25 protein-coding genes are annotated in these 23,664 nt (G+C 68.6%); 11 read left to right on the top strand and 14 right to left on the bottom strand.

Translation table 11 applies throughout. The features are described from left to right. Nucleotides 1-5: 5 nt before the first annotated feature. Both SLQ33_RS02840 and SLQ33_RS02835 read left to right on the top strand, forming a co-directional pair. A complete protein-coding gene (locus SLQ33_RS02840) occupies nucleotides 6-593 on the top strand; it encodes a hypothetical protein (protein WP_319452249.1) in 588 nt (195 codons plus the stop codon). Further along, nucleotides 590-1,249: a nitroreductase family protein gene (locus SLQ33_RS02835; protein ID WP_319452248.1), complete on the top strand. Its 660-nt coding sequence runs from the start codon at nucleotides 590-592 to the stop codon at nucleotides 1,247-1,249. Before SLQ33_RS02840 ends, SLQ33_RS02835 begins: the two co-directional genes overlap by 4 nt. Nucleotides 1,250-1,326: 77 nt before the next feature. On the opposite strand, the gene yaaA is transcribed toward SLQ33_RS02835, so the two are convergent. Continuing rightward, the gene (gene yaaA, locus SLQ33_RS02830; protein ID WP_319452247.1) at nucleotides 1,327-2,073 is read right to left on the bottom strand and encodes a peroxide stress protein YaaA; all 747 of its coding nucleotides are present in this window, start codon (nucleotides 2,071-2,073) and stop codon (nucleotides 1,327-1,329) included. A 21-nt stretch (nucleotides 2,074-2,094) separates the two neighbouring features. Beyond that, nucleotides 2,095-3,231 carry an alkaline phosphatase family protein gene (locus SLQ33_RS02825; RefSeq protein ID WP_319452246.1) on the bottom strand — a complete coding sequence of 379 codons (1,137 nt, stop codon included), beginning with the start codon at nucleotides 3,229-3,231 and terminating at the stop codon, nucleotides 2,095-2,097. A 43-nt stretch (nucleotides 3,232-3,274) separates the two neighbouring features. On the opposite strand from SLQ33_RS02825, the gene SLQ33_RS02820 reads away from it, so the two are divergent. Further along, on the top strand, nucleotides 3,275-3,706 hold the full coding sequence (locus SLQ33_RS02820) for an SRPBCC family protein (RefSeq protein WP_319452245.1): 432 nt from the start codon (nucleotides 3,275-3,277) through the stop codon (nucleotides 3,704-3,706). On the opposite strand, the gene SLQ33_RS02815 is transcribed toward SLQ33_RS02820, so the two are convergent. The 5 genes from SLQ33_RS02815 to SLQ33_RS02795 form a co-directional block, all read right to left on the bottom strand. Next, nucleotides 3,697-4,293, bottom strand: coding sequence for a class I SAM-dependent methyltransferase (locus tag SLQ33_RS02815; RefSeq protein ID WP_319452244.1), 597 nt, complete (start codon nucleotides 4,291-4,293; stop codon nucleotides 3,697-3,699). The two genes, SLQ33_RS02820 and SLQ33_RS02815, sit on opposite strands and share 10 nt — an antisense overlap. 2 nt (nucleotides 4,294-4,295) lie before the next feature. Further along, nucleotides 4,296-4,745 (bottom strand): Rieske (2Fe-2S) protein, encoded by a 450-nt coding sequence (locus SLQ33_RS02810; protein WP_319452243.1) that lies wholly within the window; start codon nucleotides 4,743-4,745, stop codon nucleotides 4,296-4,298. A 93-nt stretch (nucleotides 4,746-4,838) separates the two neighbouring features. After that, on the bottom strand, nucleotides 4,839-5,393 hold the full coding sequence (locus SLQ33_RS02805) for a DUF6529 family protein (RefSeq protein ID WP_319452242.1): 555 nt from the start codon (nucleotides 5,391-5,393) through the stop codon (nucleotides 4,839-4,841). Continuing rightward, nucleotides 5,383-6,048, bottom strand: a complete 666-nt coding sequence (locus tag SLQ33_RS02800; protein WP_319452241.1) for a hypothetical protein — start codon at nucleotides 6,046-6,048, stop codon at nucleotides 5,383-5,385. Before SLQ33_RS02800 ends, SLQ33_RS02805 begins: the two co-directional genes overlap by 11 nt. Before the next feature lie 172 nt (nucleotides 6,049-6,220). Beyond that, a complete protein-coding gene (locus SLQ33_RS02795) occupies nucleotides 6,221-6,673 on the bottom strand; it encodes an STAS domain-containing protein (RefSeq protein ID WP_319452240.1) in 453 nt (150 codons plus the stop codon). Between the two features lie 290 nt (nucleotides 6,674-6,963). Between SLQ33_RS02795 and SLQ33_RS02790 the strand changes: the two genes are divergently transcribed. Further along, a complete protein-coding gene (locus SLQ33_RS02790) occupies nucleotides 6,964-8,202 on the top strand; it encodes an acyltransferase (protein ID WP_319452239.1) in 1,239 nt (412 codons plus the stop codon). Between the two features lie 76 nt (nucleotides 8,203-8,278). Further along, entirely contained in the window at nucleotides 8,279-8,983 is a 705-nt protein-coding gene (locus SLQ33_RS02785; RefSeq protein ID WP_413467559.1) for an Rv0518 family GDSL lipase, read from the top strand. Here the strand turns inward: SLQ33_RS02785 and SLQ33_RS02780 are convergent. Beyond that, nucleotides 8,980-9,711, bottom strand: a complete 732-nt coding sequence (locus SLQ33_RS02780; RefSeq protein ID WP_319452237.1) for a polysaccharide deacetylase family protein — start codon at nucleotides 9,709-9,711, stop codon at nucleotides 8,980-8,982. The two genes, SLQ33_RS02785 and SLQ33_RS02780, sit on opposite strands and share 4 nt — an antisense overlap. A gap of 130 nt (nucleotides 9,712-9,841) precedes the next feature. Here SLQ33_RS02780 and tpx point away from each other — a divergent pair, with 130 nt between their 5' ends. From tpx to ripD, 3 genes are all read left to right on the top strand, one after another. After that, nucleotides 9,842-10,345, top strand: a complete 504-nt coding sequence (tpx, locus tag SLQ33_RS02775) for a thiol peroxidase (RefSeq protein ID WP_319452236.1) — start codon at nucleotides 9,842-9,844, stop codon at nucleotides 10,343-10,345. A 37-nt stretch (nucleotides 10,346-10,382) separates the two neighbouring features. Continuing rightward, nucleotides 10,383-11,354, top strand: a complete 972-nt coding sequence (locus SLQ33_RS02770; protein WP_319452235.1) for an o-succinylbenzoate synthase — start codon at nucleotides 10,383-10,385, stop codon at nucleotides 11,352-11,354. A gap of 110 nt (nucleotides 11,355-11,464) precedes the next feature. After that, the gene (gene ripD / locus SLQ33_RS02765; RefSeq protein ID WP_319452234.1) at nucleotides 11,465-12,061 is read left to right on the top strand and encodes an NlpC/P60 family peptidoglycan-binding protein RipD; all 597 of its coding nucleotides are present in this window, start codon (nucleotides 11,465-11,467) and stop codon (nucleotides 12,059-12,061) included. Here ripD and SLQ33_RS02760 read toward each other — a convergent pair. Then, nucleotides 12,058-13,386, bottom strand: coding sequence for a cytochrome P450 (locus tag SLQ33_RS02760; protein WP_319452233.1), 1,329 nt, complete (start codon nucleotides 13,384-13,386; stop codon nucleotides 12,058-12,060). The two genes, ripD and SLQ33_RS02760, sit on opposite strands and share 4 nt — an antisense overlap. Before the next feature lie 211 nt (nucleotides 13,387-13,597). Between SLQ33_RS02760 and SLQ33_RS02755 the strand changes: the two genes are divergently transcribed. Continuing rightward, on the top strand, nucleotides 13,598-14,668 hold the full coding sequence (locus SLQ33_RS02755) for a hypothetical protein (RefSeq protein ID WP_319452232.1): 1,071 nt from the start codon (nucleotides 13,598-13,600) through the stop codon (nucleotides 14,666-14,668). 5 nt (nucleotides 14,669-14,673) lie between these two features. Here the strand turns inward: SLQ33_RS02755 and SLQ33_RS02750 are convergent, their stop codons facing one another. Together SLQ33_RS02750 and SLQ33_RS02745 are read right to left on the bottom strand one after the other, a co-directional pair. After that, nucleotides 14,674-15,396 carry a hypothetical protein gene (locus tag SLQ33_RS02750; protein ID WP_319452231.1) on the bottom strand — a complete coding sequence of 241 codons (723 nt, stop codon included), beginning with the start codon at nucleotides 15,394-15,396 and terminating at the stop codon, nucleotides 14,674-14,676. Nucleotides 15,397-15,430: 34 nt separating this feature from the next. Continuing rightward, nucleotides 15,431-16,975: a class I adenylate-forming enzyme family protein gene (locus SLQ33_RS02745; RefSeq protein WP_319452230.1), complete on the bottom strand. Its 1,545-nt coding sequence runs from the start codon at nucleotides 16,973-16,975 to the stop codon at nucleotides 15,431-15,433. Between the two features lie 205 nt (nucleotides 16,976-17,180). Here SLQ33_RS02745 and SLQ33_RS02740 point away from each other — a divergent pair, with 205 nt between their 5' ends. Continuing rightward, the gene (locus tag SLQ33_RS02740; RefSeq protein ID WP_413467575.1) at nucleotides 17,181-18,068 is read left to right on the top strand and encodes an alpha/beta hydrolase family esterase; all 888 of its coding nucleotides are present in this window, start codon (nucleotides 17,181-17,183) and stop codon (nucleotides 18,066-18,068) included. Nucleotides 18,069-18,079: 11 nt separating this feature from the next. On the opposite strand, the gene aceA is transcribed toward SLQ33_RS02740, so the two are convergent. From aceA to SLQ33_RS02725, 3 genes are all read right to left on the bottom strand, one after another. Continuing rightward, on the bottom strand, nucleotides 18,080-20,377 hold the full coding sequence (aceA, locus tag SLQ33_RS02735) for an isocitrate lyase ICL2 (protein WP_319452228.1): 2,298 nt from the start codon (nucleotides 20,375-20,377) through the stop codon (nucleotides 18,080-18,082). Nucleotides 20,378-20,487: 110 nt separating this feature from the next. Next, a complete protein-coding gene (locus SLQ33_RS02730; RefSeq protein ID WP_319452227.1) occupies nucleotides 20,488-22,182 on the bottom strand; it encodes a hypothetical protein in 1,695 nt (564 codons plus the stop codon). 137 nt (nucleotides 22,183-22,319) lie between these two features. Beyond that, nucleotides 22,320-22,622, bottom strand: a complete 303-nt coding sequence (locus SLQ33_RS02725; protein ID WP_319452226.1) for a GspH/FimT family protein — start codon at nucleotides 22,620-22,622, stop codon at nucleotides 22,320-22,322. Between the two features lie 128 nt (nucleotides 22,623-22,750). On the opposite strand from SLQ33_RS02725, the gene SLQ33_RS02720 reads away from it, so the two are divergent. Then, nucleotides 22,751-23,641, top strand: coding sequence for an alpha/beta hydrolase (locus SLQ33_RS02720; protein WP_319452225.1), 891 nt, complete (start codon nucleotides 22,751-22,753; stop codon nucleotides 23,639-23,641). The last annotated feature ends 23 nt before the right edge of the window (nucleotides 23,642-23,664 follow it).

Genomic DNA, 23,664 nt, shown 5'->3' with positions numbered 1-23,664 from the left:
GCTCGATGGAGGTGACCGGGAAGGCGCGCGCGGTGGCGTTCGCGGGCGCGGCACTGGTCGCCGGACTGGCCATCACCGGCGACGTGAACGCCGTCGCGTCGTTGCGACGAACGTCCACCGATTCAGCGCCGCTCCCGTTGGACGGGACCTACCGCGTCGACGTGCTTGGTTCGCGCGGGACCTTCAACGGACAGCCCCGCCCTCGAGGTGATTCGGTGCGGTGGTACTCGATCACCTCGACGTGTACCCCCGCGGGTTGCACCGCCGAGGCCACCCAGTTGGACAACGCGAACCACGGACTTCGGCATCCGGAGGGCCGCACTCTCGAGTTCACCTTCGAGCAGGGGCGGTGGGTGGGCACGCCGTTCAACGACACGTCGCCCTGCCTGGCGGTCCCCGATGCGGTCGTGCCGCTGTCGGTCGCGTGGGTACTGCGGCCCGGGGCCGACGGAACCCTCGTCGGGAACAGGGTGATCACGGAGCTCGACCGCGGTGACGGAGTGTGTGCGGGCACCGGCGGCGTCCACGACGATCCGCTGGTGGTGACGCCAGCAGGCGTGGCACCGAATCGAAAGACGAAGGGACCCGCATGACGGGAGCAAGTACGGACGTCTGGGAAGTGATGTCGACGGCCCGCACGATCCGGCGGTTCGACGATCGCCCGGTCGACGACGCGACGATGGCCCGGTGCCTCGAGGCGGCCACGTGGGCGCCCTCGGGAGCCAACGCCCAGGAATGGCGCTTCGTCGTGCTGCGCTCACCGCAACAGCGGGAGGTGGTCGCGGAGGCGGCGGCGCGCGCGCTGAAGGTCATCGAAGTGGCGTACTCGTTGACCCGGCCGGCGGCCGACGATGTCAGCCGGCGGGCCCGCGACAACCGGGCGACATACGAATTACATGATCGCGCAGGAGAATTCACGTCCGTTCTGTTCGCGCAGAAGCGGTTACGCATGGCCTCCGACATGTTGCTTGGGGGTTCGATCTTCCCGGCGATGCAGAACTTCCTGCTTGCCGCCCGCGCGCAGGGCCTCGGCGCGTGTCTGACCAGCTGGGCCTCCTACGGCGGCGAGGAGTTGCTCCGCTCTGCCGTCGGCGTGCCCGACGACTGGATGCTGGCGGGCCACGTCGTGGTCGGCTGGCCCAAGGGCAGGCACGGTCCGGTACGTCGCAGACCGTGGCAGGACGCGGTCAACCTCGATCATTGGGGCGAACCCGCACCCGAGATCGAGGCCGCGGCGCCGAGTGCTTAGGGGTCCAACGCCGAAGGTACGGTTGTTGTACAGATCGCTCGAGTAGCGCCGTAAACAACCGTACTTTCGGCGAGCCTCTAAGCGGGGATGACGACGGTCAGTTCGTTGCCGCGGCGCTCCACGCGCATCCCGGCCCGGCGGGCGATGGCCGCGACGGACGCCGCATCGTCGGGCTCCGCCCGGCTGGTGGCGAGCACCCGCGCGAGCCGACCCTTGTGGGCCTTGTTGAAGTGGCTGACCACGGTGCGGCGTCCGTCGGCGTGCTCGGCGAGCACGTCCACCTCGACCGCCCCTGGCACCCGGCCGAGCGCGGCATAGGAGCCCGAGCGGAGATCGACGATCAGCTCGGCTTCGGCGAGCCGCGCCAGCTCGGGTTCCAGCACCGGCTTCCAACGGGCGGCCAGCGTGGGGCGGTCGGGTAGCTTCGACCCGGCGGAAAGCCGGTAGCCGGGTACGCCGTCGTCGGCGCGCAACAGACCGAAGAGCGCCGAGCCGATGGCCAGCCTGGCCCGGGCCCGCGAAGCTGCTGCGCCACTGACCGATTCGATGTCGAGCGCGTCGTAGAGCACGCCGGTGTAGCGGACGATCGCAGGCAGGGTCGGCGCGCCGTGCAGTGCCGCGTTGCGCTCGATCTCCGCGTCCTGGGCCGCCGAGAGGCCCAGCGCGCGGCGGCTGCCCTCGCGGTCGGCGGCCAGCGTCACCAATTCGCCGAGCAGTTCCGCGCGCAACGGGTGAAGCGCAGGGGAGCCCAGTTCGTCGACGCGCAGCGGCGGCCCGTCGCCGCCGATGCGTTTGGTCTCCGACGGCGGAAGCAGCACGATCACGCGGAGACGGTAACCGACCGCTCAGCCATACGCGATCAGCAGGGGGATGCGTTGTTCGGCCGTGGTCAGCGACCCGTGCTGGCCGACCAACGCCGATTCGATGGGTTCCACCGTGCGCCGCACGATCGCGGCGGAACCCCGCGCGGCGGCGACGACGTCACCGATGCGTGGGCGTACGTGGTCGGCGACACGCTCGCCGAACCACCCCGCGTCGATGGCCTCGTCGCGCGTCACCACCCATGCGCGGTCGCCAAGCTCCGCGCGCCACGCGGCGACGACGTCAGCAACGGCCCCGTCCGCGGTGTAGACGTGCCGCGCGCGGGCCTCGCCACCGATGCCGTCGACACCGGCTTTGAGCGACGCGGAGCCGTCGACGTCCACGAGTTCGGCGGGGTCGACGGCGACCATGCCGTGGTCGGCGACCACGACGAGCAGTCCGCCCGGCGGGAGCCCGTCCAGCACCGACTCCACCAGCCGGTCCACCTGCCGCAGCTGCATGCGCCAGGCCTCCGACCCCGGCCCGTACAGATGCCCGAGCAGGTCGAGGTCGCCGTGGTAGCCGTAGCAGAAGCCGCCCGCCGCGACGGCGGCGCGGACGCCTGCGGCCAAGTCGCCGAGCCCTTGGACGCCGACGTAGCGGCCGCCGCGCAGCACGGCACGGGTCATCCCGGAGTCGACGAACTCGGCGCGATTGACGACCGTGACGGCCATTCCGGCCGCGGTCGCGCGCTCGAACGCCGTCGGCCGGGCCTGGATGCGCTCGGGCGGCACGGCGTCGCGCAAGTCGTCACCCCATGGGTGTGGCCGCCAGCGCAGTGCGTTGACGACTCCGGCGCCAGGCATGCGGAACGTGTAGCCGACCATCCCGTGTTCGCCCGACGTACAGCCGGTACCGATCGCCGCCAGTCCCGCGACCGTCGTCGACGGGAAGCCGACCTGAAGAGTCGCACCGCGCATCCCGGCCAACACCGGCGCCTCCTGGGCGTAGGTGTCGAGCAGCTCCGCCCCCAAGCCGTCGATCAGCAGCACACACGCGCCGGTGAGCCCACCCCGCAAGGGAATTCGCGCGTCGAAGCCGGGCACGCCCAGCGCCGCGAACACCGATGGCACCACGTCGGCCAGGTGGGACAAGTTCGGATCGAGCCTTGGCAGCTCCACTCCTTCGATCCTGCCACGCCCCCGGCGCGGATAGCATCGTTCGATGGCCAAGGTCGAGTTGTCGCGCGAGTTGACGATCAGTCCCCAACAGGCGTGGGACCACGCGTCGAATCTCGAGGAGTTGGGGGACTGGCTGTCGATGCATCAGGGCTGGCGCAGCGAGCTGCCCACCGAGCTCGCCGAGGGCACCACCATCGTCGGCGTGGCGGGCGCCAAGGGCATGCGCAATCGCGTCACGTGGACGGTGCGCCGCGTCGATCCGCCGAGGCTTCTCGAGATCACCGGCGACGGTGTGGGCGGCACGAAGTACGCGCTGAAGATGGCCGTGGCGCCGACCAAGTCGGGGTCCAAGTTCACCGTGAAGATCGACCTCGGCGGCGCACCGCTGTTCGGACCCATCGGCATGGCGGCGGCGCGGGCCGTCAAGGGCGACATCGACCGTTCGATCGCGAAGTTCGTGGAGCTCTACGGCTGAGCTCCGCTGCGGTGCACCGACACCGCGTAGTCGCCGCCCTCGAAGGGTTCCCGGTCCCAGGTCGCCCACCGGTGCGCGAGCGAAAGCCCGGCGTCCGCGGCTAGCCGGTCGTACTCGTCCAGGGACAGTCGGCCCGAGCGCAGCTGGAACCCCGCGACCAGTAGGCCGCCGCGGACCAACAGCGGGGCGAGGTTCACCAACACCCGCGCCTCGGTGCCCGGCGCGACGAAGATCATCACGTTCCCGGCCAGCACGACCACGTCGAAACCGTCGCCAAGGTCATCCGGCGGGTCGGCTAGATCCGCCTCCTGCCAGCGCAGTTCCGGAGCCTTCGCGCGCGCCCCGGCCAGCATGCCCGCGTCGGCGTCCACACCGGTGACGGAGAACCCGCGGCGCGCCAACTCGATGGCCACCCGGCCCGTTCCGCACCCGGCGTCGAGCACCCGTGTGCCGCCGGACTCGGACAGCAGCGACGCGACCAGGTCCGCCTCGCCATGGACGTCGACCCCGTTGGCGGCCAAGGCCGCCCAGCGCGCGTCGTAGTCGTCGCCGCGGGGTGCGTCGGCATTCTGCCAGCGCGTCCCCACCGTCAGCCTTCGACGATCGAATCACCTTGTACGGCAACCGCCTTCGCTTCCAGCGGTTTGGTCGCCGGGCCGTTCGCCACCGATCCGTCGAGGTTGAACTTGCTACCGTGGCACGGGCACACGATGACACCGTCGACGATCTCGGACACGTTGCATCCGGCGTGGGTGCAGACGGACGAGAAGCCCTTGAAGTCGCCGGCGGCGGGTTGGGTGACCACGACGTCGTCGACGATCACGCCCGAACCGACGGGCACGTCGGCCGTCTTGGCCAACTCCTTTGGGCCGCTTGGGGTCGCGGTTGATGCGGTGCCCTGCGCGGGTGCCGACGTGCTGCTCTCGGCGGCCGGTTTCTTGCCGTAGGTGGTACAGGCCGCGAGCACGGCGGTGACGGCGCCGAGACTCGCGCCGACGATGACCGTCCGGCGTCGCGAACGGAAGGTTTCGAGGTGCATGGAGGACCCTTTCGGGGTGGGCTGTGCGTTGGGCTGTACTGCGTTGGGCTGTAGTGCGATTGTGGGCTGCGGGGTTGGGGGGCGTCGCCGAATCTAGAAAGTGATCCCGCTCGTCTGGAAGAACCACAGCGCCGACGTGAGCCAGATGAACACCAGCCCGAAGAACACCAGGCCACCTGCGATCGGGATCACCCATGCGGGAAGGCCCTTTCGGGTGAGCAGGAGCATCTTCGTCACGAATGCGCCGTAGAAGAAGCAGCCGAACAGGGAGTGGAACAGCACCCTGTTGTCGGTGGCCTCGAAGCCGAGCGCATAGAGGCAGTGCACCGCCACCGGCACACTGGCCAGCACGGCGAGCCGTCCGGACCAGACGTGCGCGGTACTGATCCACGCCGGGGCCCGCCCGCCGAGCAGGCCGTACATCGCGAAGGCGGACCCGAACTGGAACAGCGCGAGCACTACCGCCAGCGTCGCCAGCCACGTCTTCACGGCAAGGCCGCTGGAGAAGCCCGCGACGTTGATCGAAAAGAACTGTGGATCATGCACTTTGCCGAAAACCCCGAGTCCCACTGCGACGCAGGCGCCGATCACCACTGCGACGGCGGCACCCGTGCCGGCCGAACGGGTTTCGATTCTTTCAGTTGACATCGTCGTCACCCTCGACCTTGGTCGCGGTCACGGTCACCCCGTCCACGAGGGCCGTACCGTCCTTCCCCAGTCCCGCTGCCGGGCCGGTCGACCCGTCTGCGCGGCGCTGCACACCGGTGACGCCGCCGCCGGAGTCGACGATCCAGCTGCTGCGGACGCCGTCCTTCTCGTAGACGTAGAGCCCGGCCGGTGGATCGACCGGCGCGGCGGTGAAGTCCCACGACTTCGCCCCGATCGTCAGGGTGCCCGCGATCGAGTTCCCGTCGAGTCGGCCGGTGAGCCGACTGGTCTCGTCCTTGCTCGCCAGCGTGAGCGCGCCGTTGGTGGCGCTCCCGCGCAGCCACACCTCGACGGCATTGCCGTCGCACGCATACGCGATGGCCTTCTGGCCGTCGATAACCACGTCCAACGTGATGACCCCGGCGGCCGTCGGGATCTTGCCGACGTAACTCGCCTTGGCGGGGAACGCGACGGGCGGCGGGGTGCTCGGCGGCGGGGGAGTAGGCGATGCCGCAGTCGTGGTGGTGGATTGCGCGACGGGCGCGGCGGGTGCAGGTGATTCGGGCTCCTGCGAGACGTTGGCTAACCAGATGCCGCCGCCGAGCACGGCCACCGCGCCCAGGGTCAGCAACGGACCGATCTTGTTCTTTTGCATGCGACCAGCATGATCCGCCGCCGACCGCATTGCATGAAGAATGCATGGAGGTTGTGTGGAGATCTGGTGCTAGCGAATCAGCGAGTGGCACTCATGCCTTCGTGTTTCATCACCTCGGCCGCCGCCCGCTCGCCGGAACGGACGGCTCCGTCCACCCAGCCGAGCCCCGCGGCTATGCGCTCTTGGTGAGCAGCGGCAGGAGCAGCCTGCGGCGGGCGAAGATGCCGTCGGCGAAGCGGTGGAGCGCCTCGGGAACGGTGGCGGCGAACGGATGCAAGCCGTCACCCGCGCCGAGCCGGTCGGCGACCGCGCGACTGGCCACCAGCGCCCACTCGATGCCCGCGGCGCGACAGGCGGCATCGACCTGGCTCACCAGGCGCGCCCCCTCCGCGTCGAACGACGTCACGCCGCTCAGGTCGAGCACGAATCCCGTCCCGGAAAGCGCGAAGCACCCGCTGCGCGCGAAGAGTTCGTCGACGTTGTCGGCGTCGACGACGCCATTGATGGTCAGCACGGTGGCGACGTGGCGGCTCTGCGCACTGATGTCTGCGCGACCGCAGCGGACCGCGGGATTTCCGTAGCAAGGCACGACGCCGAGTTGCGCTTCGTGAATGGCGAGTGCCATGGCGGGCCCACTTTCAACCGTGTTGCTTCAACAACGGCAACGATATTGCCCCTGACCTGTTCAGCAGGTTATTCGCCAAACCTAAGCCGCGTGGGAGTAGTGAGTAATGCTTTGCTAAGAAACGAATTTCCGCCTTCTGCAGGAACGACACAGCATTCCCGAGGCGTCGATGCGAGGCCGACGCTGTTACCCTGCAAAAGCTGCCGGCTGCTCGGTCTCGAACACCTGGACCGCCCGGCGAGCCGACGCAGTGGGGCGAACGAAACTGAAGTGATCGCGGAAAGAGTGTTGTGCGCACGGGAGAGATCAAGGCCCTCACGGGGCTTCGCATCTTCGCCGCCCTCTGGGTAGTCCTCTTCCACTTCCGGCCACTGCTCTATCAAGCCGCCCCTGACGTCACCGCGGCGTTCGCGCCATTGCTCGATCGGGGCGCCCAGGGCGTCGACCTGTTCTTCATCCTCAGTGGCTTCGTCCTGACGTGGACGTACATCGACAAGATGGGCCGGTCGTGGTCCACGCGGGAGACGCTGCGCTTCCTGTGGCTGCGGTTGGCGCGCGTGTGGCCGGTGTACCTCGTCACCCTCCACTTCGCCGCGTTGTGGATCGTCTTCACGCTCAACGTGGGTCACGTGCCCGCCGAGCACGTCGAGGACACGCTGACGGCGACCAGCTACCTTCGCCAACTCTTCCTGGTGCAGCTGTGGTTCCAGCCGTACTTCGACGGATCGAGCTGGGACGGACCGGCCTGGTCGATCAGCGCAGAGTGGCTCGCCTATCTGATGTTCGGCGTGCTGGTGCTGGTGCTCTTCCGCGTTGGGCGGGCGACGCGGGCGCGCAGCCTGGTGCTGCTGTCCATCGCCGTCACGCTGCCACCGATCATGTTCCTGCTGGCCACCGGGCACTTCTACATGCCGTGGAGTTGGCTACCGCGCATCATCTTGCAGTTCACCGCCGGGGCGATCGCCTGCCTGGCGGTTCGACGACTCCGACCGAGCGACCGCACCCGAGTGGGCGCGGGCGTGTTGGCGCTGGTACTGGGCGGCGCGATCGTGGGCATCCTCTACTGGTTCGACGCGCATCCGATACCCGACGTGATCGACGGCGGCGGCGTCGTGGACGTGCTGTTCGTGCCGCTGGTGATCGCGCTAGCGGTGGGTGCGGGCACATTGCCCGCGCTGCTCTCCATCCGGCCGCTCGTCTACCTCGGGCAGATCTCGTTCAGCCTCTACATGGTGCACGAGCTAGTGCACACCGCGTGGAACTGGGCCGCGCAGCAGTTCGAGCTCACGTTGGCCGGTACGGCGGGGCCGTGGATCGTCGCCGGGCTACTGACGGCGAGCGTGCTCGCCGCCGCGCTGCTCTACCATGGCGTCGAGGAGCCGGCCCGGCGGTGGATGCGCAGGATGGTCGACGTCCGAGAAGCACCGCCGAGCTCACGCGTGGACGACGTCGACGAGCCCGCCGACGCCAAGCCGACGCCCATCGAGGGCGCAAGGCCAACCAAGACCATCTCCGCGCGCGCCGGATGACACCGGGGTCCAGGCGGGCCAATTATGCTGTGTTCGAACACGAATCGTCGCGTCGGCGTACTCGTACTTGTTCTTGATGGAGGTCGTAGTGAGTCGGGTAGCCGCGCTCGTGGTCGCGCTTGGCCTGTTGGTGACCATCGCCTGGGCACCGCAGCACGGGACATTCGACTATCAGCTCGCAACCCGTGAGACGCCGATGTTCCGCATCGCCGTCGTCGGCGACTCCTACACCACCGGCGGTGGTGAAGGCGGTCTCGGCAGCAAGGGCTGGACGACGACGGCCTGGCAGCAGCTCGCGCGCCAGGGCGTTGCGATCACGGCTGACGTCGGCGCCGAGGGCGGGGCGGGCTACGTCGTCCCCGGCAACCGCGGCAGCGTCTTCGAGGGGCTCGCCAACAACGTCGTCCGGCCCGACGACGCCCTCGTCGTGTTCTACGGCTCCCGCAACGATCAGGGCGTCGACCCCGCCACCTACTTCGGGGCGGCGCTCGGGGCACTGAACGTGGCCCGCCGCGTGGCACCGTCGGCACCGCTGCTGGTGATCGGGCCGCCGTGGCCGACCGCCGACGTACCCCCGTCCGTCACGACGATTCGCGACGTGCTCTCCGCCGACGCGCGCGCCGTCGGCGCGACGTTCATCGACCCGATCGCCGAGCGATGGTTCGTCGGACGGCCGGAACTGATCGGGCCGGACGGCGTGCACCCCACCGACGCCGGACACGCCTTCATGGCGGACAGGATCGCGCCCCTCATCGCGGCGCAGCTGGCCGGGCGGGGTTAGCGGAAGACGTCGTTGAGCGTCACCGTCTGCAGGTTGCGCGCCCGGACGAGCTCCGCCAGCGCGCCGTAGCACCGGGTGATCGTCGGAAGGTTCGCGTGCGCCAGCACGATGCTCTGTGGCTGAAACACGCGGGCAGCTCCGGCGATGAGCTCGCGCTCGGTGACGGGCTTCGCATCTCCGACTTGGTCGGTCCACTTCGTGATGGTGCGGTACCCGAGGTCGGTGGCGACTCGGTCGGAAGCGGGCGTGTGACGCCCGTACGGCGGGCGGAAGAACGGGGTGCCGTCCACCCCGTAGGTGCGCTTCAGGAACTCTGCGTTGCGGCGGATCTGGTCGGCGACGTCGCGGTCGGCGAGCTTGGTGAGATACGGGTGCGACCAGGTGTGGTTGCCGAGCTGGACCTGGCCCGACTCCACCATCGGCCGCAGCGCGGGCGCATTGACCGTCCACGACGCGTTGACCCCGTTGACGAAGAACGTCATCCGGGTGCCCGTGTCGCGGCAGAACCGAGCGAACGCGGCGACGACCTCGGTGCTGATGCCGTCGTCGACGGTGAACGCCACCTGGCGACCATTTCCGGGCAGGCGTTCGAGCAGCCCACTGGGTGCCGGTACCCGCCGAGAACTAACCGGCCGCAACGGATCTCCGGCCGCTCGCGGCATTTCACCCGTCGCCAGCACACCCAACGCGATGGCACTGAGCAATGTCCGTCGATCGAAGGTCGGCACGGCACGGAGGATATCCAGCGTGCGCCCGGCAACGTGCCGAAGTGACGAATGTCGATGGCGTCCCGGCCCGTATCCGAGTCCGAACCACCCTGAGGCAGCGCAGCCGCGCCCCCCTTGGCAGACTGTGCCCATGGCACAGATAACGATGCGCGGAAACCCGATCAACACCGTCGGCGAACTACCCGCCGTCGGGTCGCCCGCCCCCGGCTTCACGCTGACCGGCACCGACCTTGGCGAGGTCACCGCCGACCAGTTCCGCGGCAAGGCCGTGCTCCTGAACGTCTTTCCGTCGGTCGACACCCCGGTCTGCGCGACGAGCATCCGGACGTTCAACGAGCGGGCGGCCGGAAGCGGCGCGTCGGTGCTGTGCGTGTCGAAGGATCTGCCGTTCGCGCAGAAGCGATTCTGTGGCGCAGAGGACATCGAGAACGTCTCGACCGCATCGGCCTTCCGCGACGCGTTCGGCACGGACTACGGCGTCACCATCGCCGACGGGCCGTTCGCCGGGCTGCTCGCGCGGGCCGTCGTGGTCATCGGAGCCGATGGCAACGTGGCGTACACCGAGCTGGTACCCGAGATCGCGCAGGAGCCCGACTACGACGCCGCGCTGTCCGCGCTGAACGCATCCGGCTAATTCCCGCGGGGGCGGCGGCCGCTAGCGTTCACCGACGGTGAGCACACTGCCCGACTTCGAAGGCGCGTTGACCTTTGTCATTCCAATGGTCAGCGGCGCGGGTGATGGCCGCCCGCGCGAAGGCATGCTGATCGAGGGTCCGCAGGGCTGGGGTGAGTTCAGCCCGCTCGGCGACGACGACCGTCACGTCGCGCGCTGGCTCACCGCGGCGACCGAGGCGGGCACCGTCGGGTGGCCAGACCCGGTGCGCGGTCGAATTCCAGTCGCCGTCACCGTGCCCGCGATCGCGGCGGACCGCGCACACGCGCTTGCCTCCGAGGCGCGCGGCCGCACCGTGGAGGTCGCCGTCGGCGCCCATGGGGCGCTTGGTGACGACATCGCCAGAGTCGAGGCCGTGCGCGACGCGATCGGGCCCGACGGCGCCGTGCGGTGCACCGTCGACGGGGCGTGGGACGTCGACACCGCCGTGGCCGCGATCGCCGCGCTCGAGAAGGCCGCAGGTGGGCTCGAATTCGTCGAACAACCGTGCCTCACGGTCGAGGAGTTGGCCGCCGTCCGCCGCAAGGTCGACACGAGGATCGCGCTCGACGTGTCGGCGCGCCACGCCCACGACCCCCTCAGCGTTCCCTTCACCGACGCCGCCGACGTCGTGGTGCTCAGGTCCGGCCCGTTGGGTGGGGTCCGTCGCGCGCTGCGGGTCGCCGAGCTCAGCGGACTGCCGTGCGTCGTGTCGTCGTCGCGGGAGTCGAGCGTGGGGCTGGCCGGTGGCCTTGCGCTCGCCGGCGCGCTCCCCGAACTGCCGTTCGCCTGCGGGCTGGGCACCATCGCGTTGCTCACCGGCGACCTCGTGGCGAGGGCCCGGTCACTGCGGCCCGTCGACGGATGGCTGCCCGTCGCACCCATGCCGCCCGCGCCGGATCCCGATCAGATGGCCCCATTCACCCAAACCGACCCGGAGCGGGTCGCATGGTGGCGGGCGCTCTTGCGGAGGGCCCAGTCGTACTCGTAACGCCGAATTCAGGCCCCGCGGGTCACCGTTCGGCCACGGTACGGCAACTCATTGACCTTGTACCAGGGCGCAATTGGATCGGCACCCGTACGCGACGCCACAATGGTCGTGTGAAACGCATGATCGCCCTCGTTATCGGGCTTGCCATGATGGCGGCCACCCCTGGTGTCGCGATGGCCGACCCGATTTCCCGGCCGGCCGGCCACCAACAGGCCGTCGACGCCGTGATCGCTCGCGCCCTCGCCCAACGCGGAGTGCCCTACACCTACGGTGGCGGCGACGCGACGGGTCCAACACGGCGACCGGCCAGCGTGCCCACGCCTGCACCCGACGTCGTGCCACTCGACCAGACCACCCCTGGCCTCGGCCTCACCCCGGTGCCCGGCCTCGCGGCCCCCAGCATCGCCGCACCGGACGCGACGGCCAACGTCGTCGGCTTCGACGCATCGGGGCTCATCGTCTACGCGTTCGCAGGAGTCGGGCTCAAGCTGCCACGCTCGTCCGGCGAGCAGTACAAGGTCGGCTGGAAGGTCGCACCCGACCAGGCGCTTCCCGGCGATTTGATCTTCTACGGGCCCGACGGCACCCAGAGTGTCGCGATGTTCCTCGGCAACGGGCAGATGCTGGAGGCCACCACGCCAGCCGTCAAGGTGTCACCGGTGCGCACCAACGGCATGGCGCCGTACCTCAGTCGGATCATCTCCTAAGGCCGTCTTGGCGCGACGGTCAGCCGGGCTCCGCGGGCAGGGGCGATGGCCACCCCGCGGGATCGGAAGCCTTCGTCGCGAGCGCGCGACGGGCTGATCACGTAGTCCCGCAACAGGGTTCGCAATACGACGCGCATCTCCATCGTCGCGAAGGCGGCGCCGATGCAGCGCCGGACGCCACCGCCGTAGGGGATCCACTCCGCGGGGTCCGGGGGCCGGGCCAGGAACCGGTCCGGGTCGAAGCGGCGGGCATCGGGGAACACGGCCTCGTCGGCGTGCAGCAGTCCGATGCTGGCGACGATGGTCTGCCCCTGCGGCAGCGTCCACGGGCCGATCTCCAACGTCGGGGCCTTGACCTGCCGGAAGGTGACGTCGATGACGGGCCGGGTGCGCAGCACCTCGAGGATGGTGGCGTGCAGGAGGTCTTCGGATCCGGCGTCGAGGTCGGCGACGAGCCGCTCGAGCAGTTCGGGGTGACGAGCGAGCCGCTCCACGGCCCAGGCCAGCGTCGTGGCCGTCGTCTCGTGGCCGGCGGCGAGCATGGTGAGCAGTTCATCGGCGATCTCGGCGCGCGTCATCGGTGCACCGTCCTCGTGGACGCTCTGCAACATCAACGCCAGAACGTCGTCGCGGTCGGGGAGGTTCGGGTCGGCCTGCGCCTTGTCGATAAGGCGGTCGACGATCGCGTCGTATTCCCGTCGGTTCCGGTAGAAGCGGCCCCATGGGCTCCACCGGCCCCAATCCCACTGCGGCACTGGCACCAAGGACAGGGTCGATCCGAGTTTGATTGCGCCGGGCAACATTTCCCGCAGGCGTTCCAACTCGACACCGTCGGCACCGAACATCGCGCGCAGGATGACGTTGAGCGTGATGCGCATCATCGACGGCAGCGTCGCGAACTCCTCATCGGCGGGCCACGACGAGAACTCCTCGACCGCCTCGCGTTCGACGATCGCCTCGTAGGCGGCGAGCCGCCGCCCATGAAACGGAGGAGTGAGCAGCTTGCGTTGCGCCCGATGCCGATCGCCCGACAGCGCGAACAACGAGTTCGGCCCCATGACGCGGCCAAGGTTGGCATCGGTCGTGTCGGCGACGCGGGCACCGGTTCGGAACAGTTGGCGAATGTCGTTCGGATCGCTCAGTACGACCATGTGCCCGAAGATGGGCAGATTCAGCGAGAAAGCCGACCCGTAGCGCCTGCGCACGACCCGCAGAGCGACCCGTCGGTCGGTCAGCGCCAACGCACCCTGGACGGCCTTGGGCAGCGCGGGTCCCGGCGGCAGCCGCACCGACGTCGTCGACGCCTGGTGCTCAGTCGTGGTCATCACGTTCCCCCGATGTGTTTGGCCCGGCGGACGATAACCGGCCGAAGCGTCGTGTCGGTGGACGGTGGGCACGTGTCGCGTTAACGGGCGGGGCGGCGTCGGGCGAACCCGTTCCGGCGGATCAGCCTCCGCACGCCCCAAGAATCCTTCAAGATCGTAGCCGGACGCTGTCCGTAGCAAACATCGATCGAGACTCGAAGGGACGCGATTCGTGACCGCCTTCACCCGTACCGGCACATCGTTCGTCATCGCCGGGCTGCTGGCCGCACTGTGTTCGGGCTGCGGGTCCGAGGCCGCCACGCCGACCGGCTCCAGCAGCAGCGCAACTCCGTCGTCGGGCCCAGCGACCAGTTCGTCTGTGCCCACCCCGACGGCGTCCGGCCCCGACTGCGGCATCGAGGCAGCGAACCCCCTGAGCGGGGTCTTCGAGCACCTCCCCGACGTCAAGAGCACGGCCGTGTGCCCGGCCGACGTCGGCGCCGCCCTCGCCGGTCCCGATGCCACCACAGGCCTCACCGACTTCTCCGCCGCCGTGCTCGGTCTCACCGACCTCCAGATCAGCCCCGAACCGACCGGACCGGACGGAATCCCGTTCATGCGCGTGTTCGTCGGCAAGGCCGAGACCGGCAGCGACGGGTTCGTCGACGCGTTCCTGCGCCGATTGGGCCCCGACGCCCGCAACGGAACCGTCACGCTCGGTGGGGAAGTCGTCGAGCACTTCGTCCTCGCCGACGGCGCCGACGGCTACGCCTACGCTCGCGGACCGAACGTCGCCATCGGCTACCTGACCCCGCTCAGCGAGCTTCACGTACTGGATCAGGCCACGGTGCAGGAACCGGCGAAGGACGCCTTCTTCCGAATCATCACTGCGCTCAACGGATCACCGGTCGCCGAGGACACCCGAACGCGACTGGGCCCCGACACGTATCCGCTCGGCCGCGGCAACTACACCAGTCCGGACGATCCCGGTTGGGTCTACTTCACGACCGACTCGGGGCAGAACTGCGGGATCGGCCCGAACGGAACCGTCGCCGGTTGCGACGACGCCACCGCGGAGGCACCCGAGGGCACCAATCAGACCGTCGTGGACGACTCGGGAGCACCCGCCCGCTACGTGGCTTCCGACACGACGACCTTCACCCGCGACGTCGACGTCCTGCTCGGCGGGCACCGCATCGACAACGGAAACGCCACCTGCAGCGTGGGATACCAGGGCACCGTGAGCTGCACGATCGGCGAGCACGGATTCACCATCGCCAGCCAGTACGGCGAGCTCAAGTAGGCCGGCTAGTCGCGGGGGAGCAGCGAGATCTTCTGCCAGATCTTGTTGGACAGTTCGGTCGTCAGCGTCTCGATGGTGGAGACGGTCTCCAGGACGACGCCGTCGGCGCTGTGTTCGGCACACAGCGCCGCAGTCTTCGCCGTGAGGCTCAGGAGTTCCGAACAGTAGCTGAGGTAGTGGTGCAGCTGGTCGGCGTTCAACCCGTGCCCGACACTCTCCGCCGTCGCCACATAATTCGGGCTGACCTGCTCCGGATCCTTGGACAACTGGTGCATGTCGATGACGTGGGCCAGCGAGCGCAGCCGATGAAGCAACTGCAGCAACGAACGTCGCTCCAGGCGCTCGGGCAAGAGCCAGAGGAACAGCACTGCGATCGCGGCGAACACGACGTCGTTGACGGCACTTTCGACCAGGGGCACCCAGTCTGCAGTCTTGGCGAGCCCGTCGGTGACGGCCGAGCGCAGGCTGAAGATCAGCAGAACGACCGTGGCCGCGACGATCGCGACGCCCACGACGCGCGCGGTCAGCGTCGCGCGGCGAAGGCGGTCGCGGGAGCGGTCGGCCTCGCTCTCGACCAGCTCGACCAGCTGGCCGAGGTCGCGCGCCACCTTGGTCAGCCCCCGCTCGCCGAAGCGTGCGTCGATGCGGCGTTCGAGGTGTGCCACCGTCGCGCCGACGTGGTCAGCTACGAGCTGGACCTTGTCGCCGGCCGGGCTGGTACTCGCCACGTCATGACTGTAGGGCGAGTGGGCGAGCGCGGACTCACGAATCCAAGGAACCGTCGATGACCATCTGTCGCAACGCCTTCCGATTCAGCTTGCCGCTCGCCAACGTCGGTATCTGGTCGCTGGTCGCCAACACCCACCGCGTCGGAACCTTGTAGGCGGACAGTTGAGCCCGGGCGTGAGCGGCCACCGCGCCAAAGTCGAGCTCCGTAGTCGACGCTACGACGACGGCGCAGACCGCTTCGCCCCGTTCGGCGTCGTCGAGGCCGACGACCACGCATTGCGCCACCGCGGGGAGCCCTTCGACGACGGCCTCGACCTCGAGCGGCGACACGTTGGCCCCTGAGGTCTTGATGAGCTCGCTGGTCCGACCGACGTAGAACAAGCGCGGGTCGCCCGTTCGGCGGTAGACCCGGTCGCCGGTGTGGTACCAGCCCGCTTCGTCGAAGGTCTCCGCGCGCTCGCGCTTGTTGTAGCCGGCCATCACGCCGATTCCGCGGATGAGGAGTTCGCCGGTGGTCCCGTCGGGCACGGGATTGCCGTCCTCGTCGGTGATCTCGAGTTCGGTGAAGGCGAATCCACCCGCGGTCTCGGACATGGTGCGGTGCACGGGAAATCCGTCGGGCACGTCGGTCATCGCGATGTCCAGCGGACCTTCGCGCAGCATCGGCGCGCTGGTGAGGTCCCTGTCGGCGAAGCTGGGATGGTCGCGCAGCCGTTGGGTGAAGGCGGGCCACCCGACGAGGCCGGTGGCCCGTTCCCGCTCGACCATGTCCAGTGCTGTCGCAGCGTCCAGCCGCGGCATGACCAGGATGGTGACGCACTCGTGCAGAGCACCGGTCGCGGCGAGCACCCCACCGATCCAGAAGAACGGCATCGCGCACAGGATCCGGGGTTCGGCGCCCGAGCCCGTGACGGATCGGATCGCCGCGGGCCACGTCGACGTCTGCCGGACCAGCGTGCCGTGGGTGTGCAGCACGCCCTTCGGGTCGGCGGTGGACCCCGACGTGTGCACCATGATCGCCAGGTCGGCGGGGGAGACCTCGGCTTCGACGGCGGCCAGCACGTCGCGCGACACGCCGTTCGCCTCGTCGGCGAACCGCGTCGCCCAACGGCGATCCGAACCACCCTCGAGGACGATGGCACGCAGATAGGGGGCCGCGGGCATGGCGAGCAGCCCGGCCCGCTGGCCGGACAGCTGCGGCAGGGCCGCTTCGAGCCGCTCCGCGACGTCGATGGTCAACACCTCGGTCGGAGCGACGAGCAGCCCGACGTCGGCCAGCCTGAGCACCTTGGCGAGCTCCGCCGGGGTGTACATCGTGCTCAGCGGGACCGCGAGCGCGCCGATGCGGGACACCGCAAGCCACCAGACGATCCAGTCGATGCCGTTGGGGAAGAACAATCCGACGCGGGTGCCCTTGCCGACACCGTGACCGAGCAGCCAGCACGCGATGTCCGCCGAACGCCGTTCAGCGCCTTGGTAGGTGAGCCGGTCGGTCGGCGTGACGACATAGTCGTGGTCGCCGAACTCGCGCGCGCTGCGCTCGATGAGGGCGGGAATCGTGGGTCGGGCTTCGGTCACACGCCGATCCTCCCCAATGCGACCGCCGAGGCACACGGTGGGACCCGACCCTGACGACTGCGCGTAGCGTCGGCGTGGTGAGACAGGGGGAGCGCAACTGGCGGTCGTCGAGTTCTGCCCGACACCTCGCGTTCGTCTCGAGTTATTCTGCCGTCCCTACCATCCGCCGGTGCCTCTCGTGCTGATCTGTTGCCGCCGACTCGCGATGGTTGCCATCGTGGGCCTCCTCGCCTCGTTCGCCCCGTGGGCATGGCCTGCACCTGCACAGGCCGCCCAATTCGACTTCGGGGGCGTGCCCCGGACCTACACCGTGCACGTGCCCGCAGGTGTTCAGAGCCCGACGGGGCTGGTGGTCAACCTGCACGCCGCCGGTGCCACCGGAGCGGACCAGGCCGCGCTTTCGCATTACAACGCCGTCTCCGATGCGCACGGGTTCGTCGTGGTGTACCCCGACGGGATCGACATGAGCTGGGCCGACGGAAGGGGAGCGTCGGTACCCGACCGCCAGGGGATCGACGACGTCGGCTTCATCACGGCGCTGGTCGGCAAGTTGGTGGCCGACTACGGCATCGCGCCCGGCAGGGTGTTCGTCACGGGCCTGTCGGCGGGCGCGTTCATGGCAAACCGCCTGGCCTGTGACCGCGCCGACGTCTTCGCCGCCGTGGCCCCGGTGGCGGGCACCCTCGGTGCCAACGTCGGGTGCAACCCGTCGCGGCCGGTATCGGTGTTGGCGACGCACGGGACCGCCGACCCCGTCGTGCCCTTCGGCGGCGGCGCCATGACCGGGCGCGGCGGGGACAGCAGCATCCTGCCCGCGATGGCGATGGTCGACCGCTGGCGGCAGCTCGACGGTTGCCAGGACGTTCCGGCGCAGGACGTGCTGCCCAACACCGGCGACGGCACCGTGACGACCCGCTTCACGTCCTCGGCCTGCGCGGCGGGCACCTCGGTGGTGTCGATCCGGGTCGACGGCGGCGGCCACACCTGGCCGAACGCCCCGGCGTTCCTCCCCGAGGAGTCAGTCGGCGCCACGACGCATGCCTTCGACGCCTCCGAGTCGTCCTGGCAGTTCTTCGACACGCACGCGCGATAGCGCGGAGCCCGCTAGTCCTCCTTGCTGATCAACCGTTGCAGCGCCACGTGATCGGGCGCCAGCAACTCGTCGATGCGCGGCTGGTTCACCTCGGCGACGATGATCTCCCCGACGTCCTTTTGCACGTCGCGGAAGATGCCGTGGGACTTCATCTTCTCGGTCTGGTAGACGTTGTCCTCGGTGGGCGTGACGTAGTAGACCGCCTCGGCCTTGAAGCGGTGCACCAGCCAAAGGTGGACCAGCGTCATGAGCCGCTTCTGACGCAGCTTCTCGGCGAAGGTGTTCTGGTCGCGCACCGTCAGGATGCTGCGACCGTTGCGGTCCTTGATGGGATCGACGAGCACGTTGGCCAGCTTCTCTTCGCCGCCGTCCCGTTCGCCGTAGATGCCGAGTTCGAGCACTTCGCCGCCCGCACGCAACGGCCGTAGCTGGACACGAAGCTTCTCGCCGAGCTGGTAGTGCTCACTCCACATCGCCAGCCATTCCTCCAGCAGCTTCTTCGGCACCTCGGTTTGGACGAGATGCTGATGCTGCGTGGAGCCGGCGCCCATGGACTTCGTGGTCGCCGTACGCCCGGAGGACGCAGCCAGCGCGGCGTCGCTTCGCGGTCCGCCGACGAGCGTCTGCGGCGTGCGATACGGCGATTCGACAAGGCGCATCTTCCGTTGCAGGCGCGCCAGCGACAACATGCCGTCCTGCTTGAGGGCGGTGGCGAATTCCTCTGCGGCGACCCCGTCGATCTGGTGTCCGCCGTACGTCATGAAGTTGAAGACGAAACCCATCTTGGCGAGTTCCTCGGGGAAGGCTCGCATCTCGTCGTCACTCATGCCGGTGGTGTCCCAGTTGAACGACGGGGACAGGTTGTACGCCAACATCTTGTCGGGATACACGGAGTGGATCGCATGGGCGAACTCTCGGGCGTCGTCCAGGTCCGCGGTCTTCGTCTCCATCCACAGGATGTCCGCAAAGGGTGCTGCGGCAAGCGACTTGGCGATCGCATAGGGAATGCCGCCGCGAATCTGGTAGTAACCTTCGGGCGTCTTCACCCGCTCGCAGTCCCAGCCGGCGTCGGCCCCAAGCTCCTTCGCCTTCGCGCGGGCTTCGTAGAGCGACGCGCGTGCGGCGAACCTCCTCCACTCCGTAGCACTCGTCGCGGGTGGCTCGCCCTCACGCTCGCGGAATTCGAGCAACTCAGCCACGGCTTCGCCGTAGGTTTGCAGTCCGGCGTCGTTCTGCCACGCTTCGACGAACCGGGACTCGACGCCGTCGAACAGCGCATCGAGCGATTCGTCTCCGTCCTGCTTCCAGGTGGCGGCCGCGGCCGAGATCAGACTCAGAATCCCTTGCCTTTCAAGCCAACTAGTGGCGGTGGCGTACTCACCCTCGGGAAGCGCGTAGAGGAGGTGACCATTGAGGTCCGTCACCCCGGCCTCGTAGAAGCCCCGCACCATGGCCAGGAAACAGGACTTGTACGACGGGATCTTGAGGTTGGTGGCGCCGAGCAGGAACGGCTGGTCGCGCTCGTCGGCACGGCCGTCGATGAGGTTGGCCGCCTCGGCGTCGGTGCGGGCCACGATGATTCCGGGTACCCGCATGATGTCGAGTTGGAAGCGCGCCGTGTTCAGCCGCTTGATCTGCTCGTCCGAGGGCACCAGCACCTTGCCACCCTGATGGCCGCACTTCTTGGTGCCCGGACGTTGGTCCTCGATGTGGTACCCCGGCACGCCCGCCTCGACGAAGCGCCGGATCAGGTTGCGCACGTGCGGATCGCCGCCGTGGCCGGTATCGGCGTCGGCCACGATGAACGGTCGAAAGTCGACCGCCGGGGTGACGGCGCGTTGCGCCTCGGTCATGCGCAGGCGCAGATACTGCTGATTGCGGTCGGCGGTGAGCAAGGCCCGGACCAAGCCGGCCGCTTCGTCGGGCACCTGGCTCAACGGGTAGCTGGCGAGGTCGGGGCCCGGGTCCTCGTTGATCGAGCCCTTCGCCGACGTGGCCCAGCCACCGAGGTAGATGCCCTCGATGCCCATCCGCTTCATGGTGACGGCCTGGCCCGGCGAGTAGGGGCCGAACGTCGTGATGCTCTTGTGCTGGGCGTAGAGCTCACGCAGGCGGGCGTAGAACGCCGTGGCGGCCTCGCGCGCCACGATGTAGTCGGCGGGGACGGTGCCGCGTTGCTCTGCGACTTGGCGGGCGGAGTAGAGGCGAATGACTCCCTCGAAGCGCGGACTGTCGAAGTACGCCTGCGTCGCTGCGACGTCCTGCGCGAATGGGGTGCGGACGTCCGTGTCCGCATCGATGATCGTCATGGGGTTCATGCTCCGTTCACGGCGGTTCCCGCTCGCGGCCACGGGAGTGGACCGCTACCTCATGACGATACGGCGGAGGCTCGCCCGCGACGGCGGAACGACAACGGCTGTCAGGCGCCGTCCCAGGAATGCAGGAAGGCCTCGGTGACGATGGCGGCGTTGTCCGCAGCAAGTTGGTTGTAGACGAAGAACGTGAAGGGATAGCCCGGAAGATTCAGCGGATCGCCCGGCCCGTCGGACATGCCGCGGATGCCGAGGAATGGGACGCCGTGCGCATCGGCGACCGCTTGTGCCGCCGCAGTCTCCTGGTCGACCGCATCCACGGACGGATGAACGGGCGCCAAGAGTCCCGCCAGGTTGCTGAGCAGGCCCTGTGCCAGAAATGGTCCCAGTGCCTGGAAGAAGTTGCCGGTGAACAGAAGTGAGCGATCCGGGGCAGCGCAGGGTTGGGGACCGAAAATGGCGCCGCCAAAGGGGATCGCGGGGAACGCGGTCCCGTTGTTGTCGTCGTCGCTGGAGCCGTCGCCGCCGATGAAGAGCTGCGGCTCACGCTTGAGGTCGACCAACGGGAGGCGGGCGAGGGGACTGCAAAGACAGAGCGGATCTCCCAGGGTGGCGGTGCTCTCCAGGTCGACGGTGAGTGCGTCGGCCGTGGCAAGCATGCCGGAATCAACCGCATGCCACGTAGCGCCGTCGTCGGAGGTCCATCGGGCCGGTACGGCCACCGAGCCGATCTCGGTGCGTCCCGAGCCACCGGCGACGCCCGAGAAAACCACTGCGCCGATGGAGCTCCCGGATTCGGGCGTGAAGTGGGCGAGCGCCGTCTGGGTGGTTTGGGTCGCGTTCACCATGCCGATGCCGGTCATCGCCACGATGACCTTCTTGCCGCCGATCGAGCCGAGGTAGAAGGACCGACCGTCGATGACCACCGAGGGGTTTGGGTCGAGCGTGGTGCGGGCGAGTATCGCGTCGGCTTCGGCTGGAAAGGCGGACAGGATCAGCGTTCGTGGACCGGGTTCCACGCTGTTTGGGGCAACGGCCTGCGTGGATGGCGTGTGGAATGCGGTCTCGAACTCGCGGCGCGCGAACGCAAGCAGTGACCACATTGACGGCGTCTCGACGGGCAATTCCGGGGAGTTGGCCAGGGTGAACGGGCTGAGGATGGCCTTGACGACCCCTGACACCAGCGCGGTCGCGACGTCAACGACGTCGGGCGGAGGTGGCGCGGGCGGCGCCGGCGTCAGCTGCGCGCTCGCCGCGACGACCGACGGTGATGGTGTCGAGGCGATCCCGACAGACGCGGCACCGGGCCGTTCCGTCGGATCGGCGACGACGTTGGCACGTCGATCGACGTCATCGGGGTGGTGATCAGCCGTCGCGGTGGCGTCGCGCGTGGTGTCAGCGACCGTGGACACGGGGTCCGGAGTCTTTTTCTTGGCCGGTTTGGCCGCGGTCGGGTCGGACGCCTTCGAAGCACCGGGTGTCTTGATCGTCGGCGCCGAAGCGTCCTCGTCGCGACCACCGTCACCGACGACTGCCGACGGTGCCGATCCCACCGTGCCATCCGTCGCATCGGTGCCGTTTGTGCTGTTGGTGGTCGCACTCGTCGTGGTCGTCGTGCCGGTGACGCTGGGTTTGGCCCCCGGCTCCGGGCCAGAAGACGTGCTGGACGCCGCCGATCCTGATGTGGGACTGGACTCGTCGGCCCATGCGAGGCCGCTGCTCGAACCGATACAGAGCGCAGCGCCAACACCCAAGGCGACGGCCAAGCCGCCAACCCGACCCCCGTATGCCCCGCTTGGCATGCGGCATGTATATCGCCCGAGGTCAGTCAGCGCGCCCGGAATGCGAACAATTCCGCAGTTTGCCGAAGGACCGGTCGAGAGGCGTCATCAACGGCGTGGTTGGTGGCGCCTATCGGTCGCCAGCCATGGCGCTGAAATTAGCCTTGGGACTGCTGCAATGCGATGCACTTGCCGTAGTTCTCGGGCGTGCACGGAATGCCGTTGACCGACGAGAATCCGTTGGGATTGAGCACGACGTTGGCGCCCGGCGCCGATGGCGCCGGCGGAACGACGGCCTGCGGAATGCCAACGCGGCCCGACGTGCCGTTCGTGCACACGCCAGGGAACCGCTCAGACGTGCCGTACGGGCACGCGCTTGCCGGCGAGGCGAGCACGATCGGCCCCGAGACGAACGCCATTGCACATACGAAGACGAGAATCCCGCGCTTCACGGCAACCATCACACTCCCAAACACTCGTTCGACCCGCGCCCAGCCTAACCCCAATGCCACCTCGCGCCACAGTTTGAGTGGGTCCGGGGCCGTGACCACTCGATATGGAGACGGGCCGATCCGGATACCATTCGTCCGTGGGCGTCAGCGAGCCAAAGACGGTGGTGACCCGAGATGGTCGCGAACTCTGCTATGCCGAAGTGGGAGATCCGAACGGGCCACTCGTCATCCACAATCACGGCGGACCCAGTAGTCGGCTCGAGGCACGGTTCTTCGCGGAGTCGGCTTCGCGGAACCGGTTGCGACTCATCTGCGTCGATCGACCAGGCATGGGACAGTCCAGCCCGCAGAACCCTCGGAGCTACGCAGGCTGGGCAGCCGACATGGTGGACATCGCCGATGCGTTGAGCTGCCATGAATTCGGGGTGACGGGCTGGTCGGAGGGCGGGCCTTGGGCACTCGCGGCGGCTGCCTACATCGATCCCGAACGGCTGCGCCACGTCACCAGCATCGCGGGTGGCAGCTATGGAGCGTTCGGCGACAACTGGGCGGCGGACCAGCTGTCGAAGGCCGACGCGCTAGGCGGAACCCTTGCGTTGCGCTTCAGCCCCGCCTTCCGACTGATGTACGCGTCGCTGGGCCTGGTCACCAAGCGCTTCCCCGGCACGTTCATGAAGCAGCTACTGAGCAGTGTCAACGACTACGACCGGCAGGTCCTCGCTCAGGCGGACAACGAATCCATCATGTCGGACGCTGGTGCCGAATGCTTCGCGCACGGTTCCGGTGGGCTCGTTCGCGACAGTGAACTGCTCTATCGCAGTTGGGCATTCGACGTCGCGAAGATCAGCCGCCCCGTCCACATGTGGCAGGGCACGGATGATCGGCTCGTCACGGAGTCCATCAACAAGGCGGTCGCCGACGCGATGCCAGGAACGGTATGGCATCCGGTGGAAGGAGCCGGTCACTTCGTGGCCGTCGGTTCAGCGGACGACGTGTTCGCCGTCGCCGCGGAAGAACTCGGCGCCTGACGCCTGGCACCCGATCACTCGCC

This window comes from Mycobacterium sp. RTGN6 (genome assembly GCF_033804605.1).
Taxonomy (GTDB): Bacteria; Actinomycetota; Actinomycetes; order Mycobacteriales; family Mycobacteriaceae; genus Mycobacterium.
The sequence above is the reverse complement of the archived record's forward strand: the minus strand, read 5'-3'. Positions and strand labels throughout refer to the sequence as shown.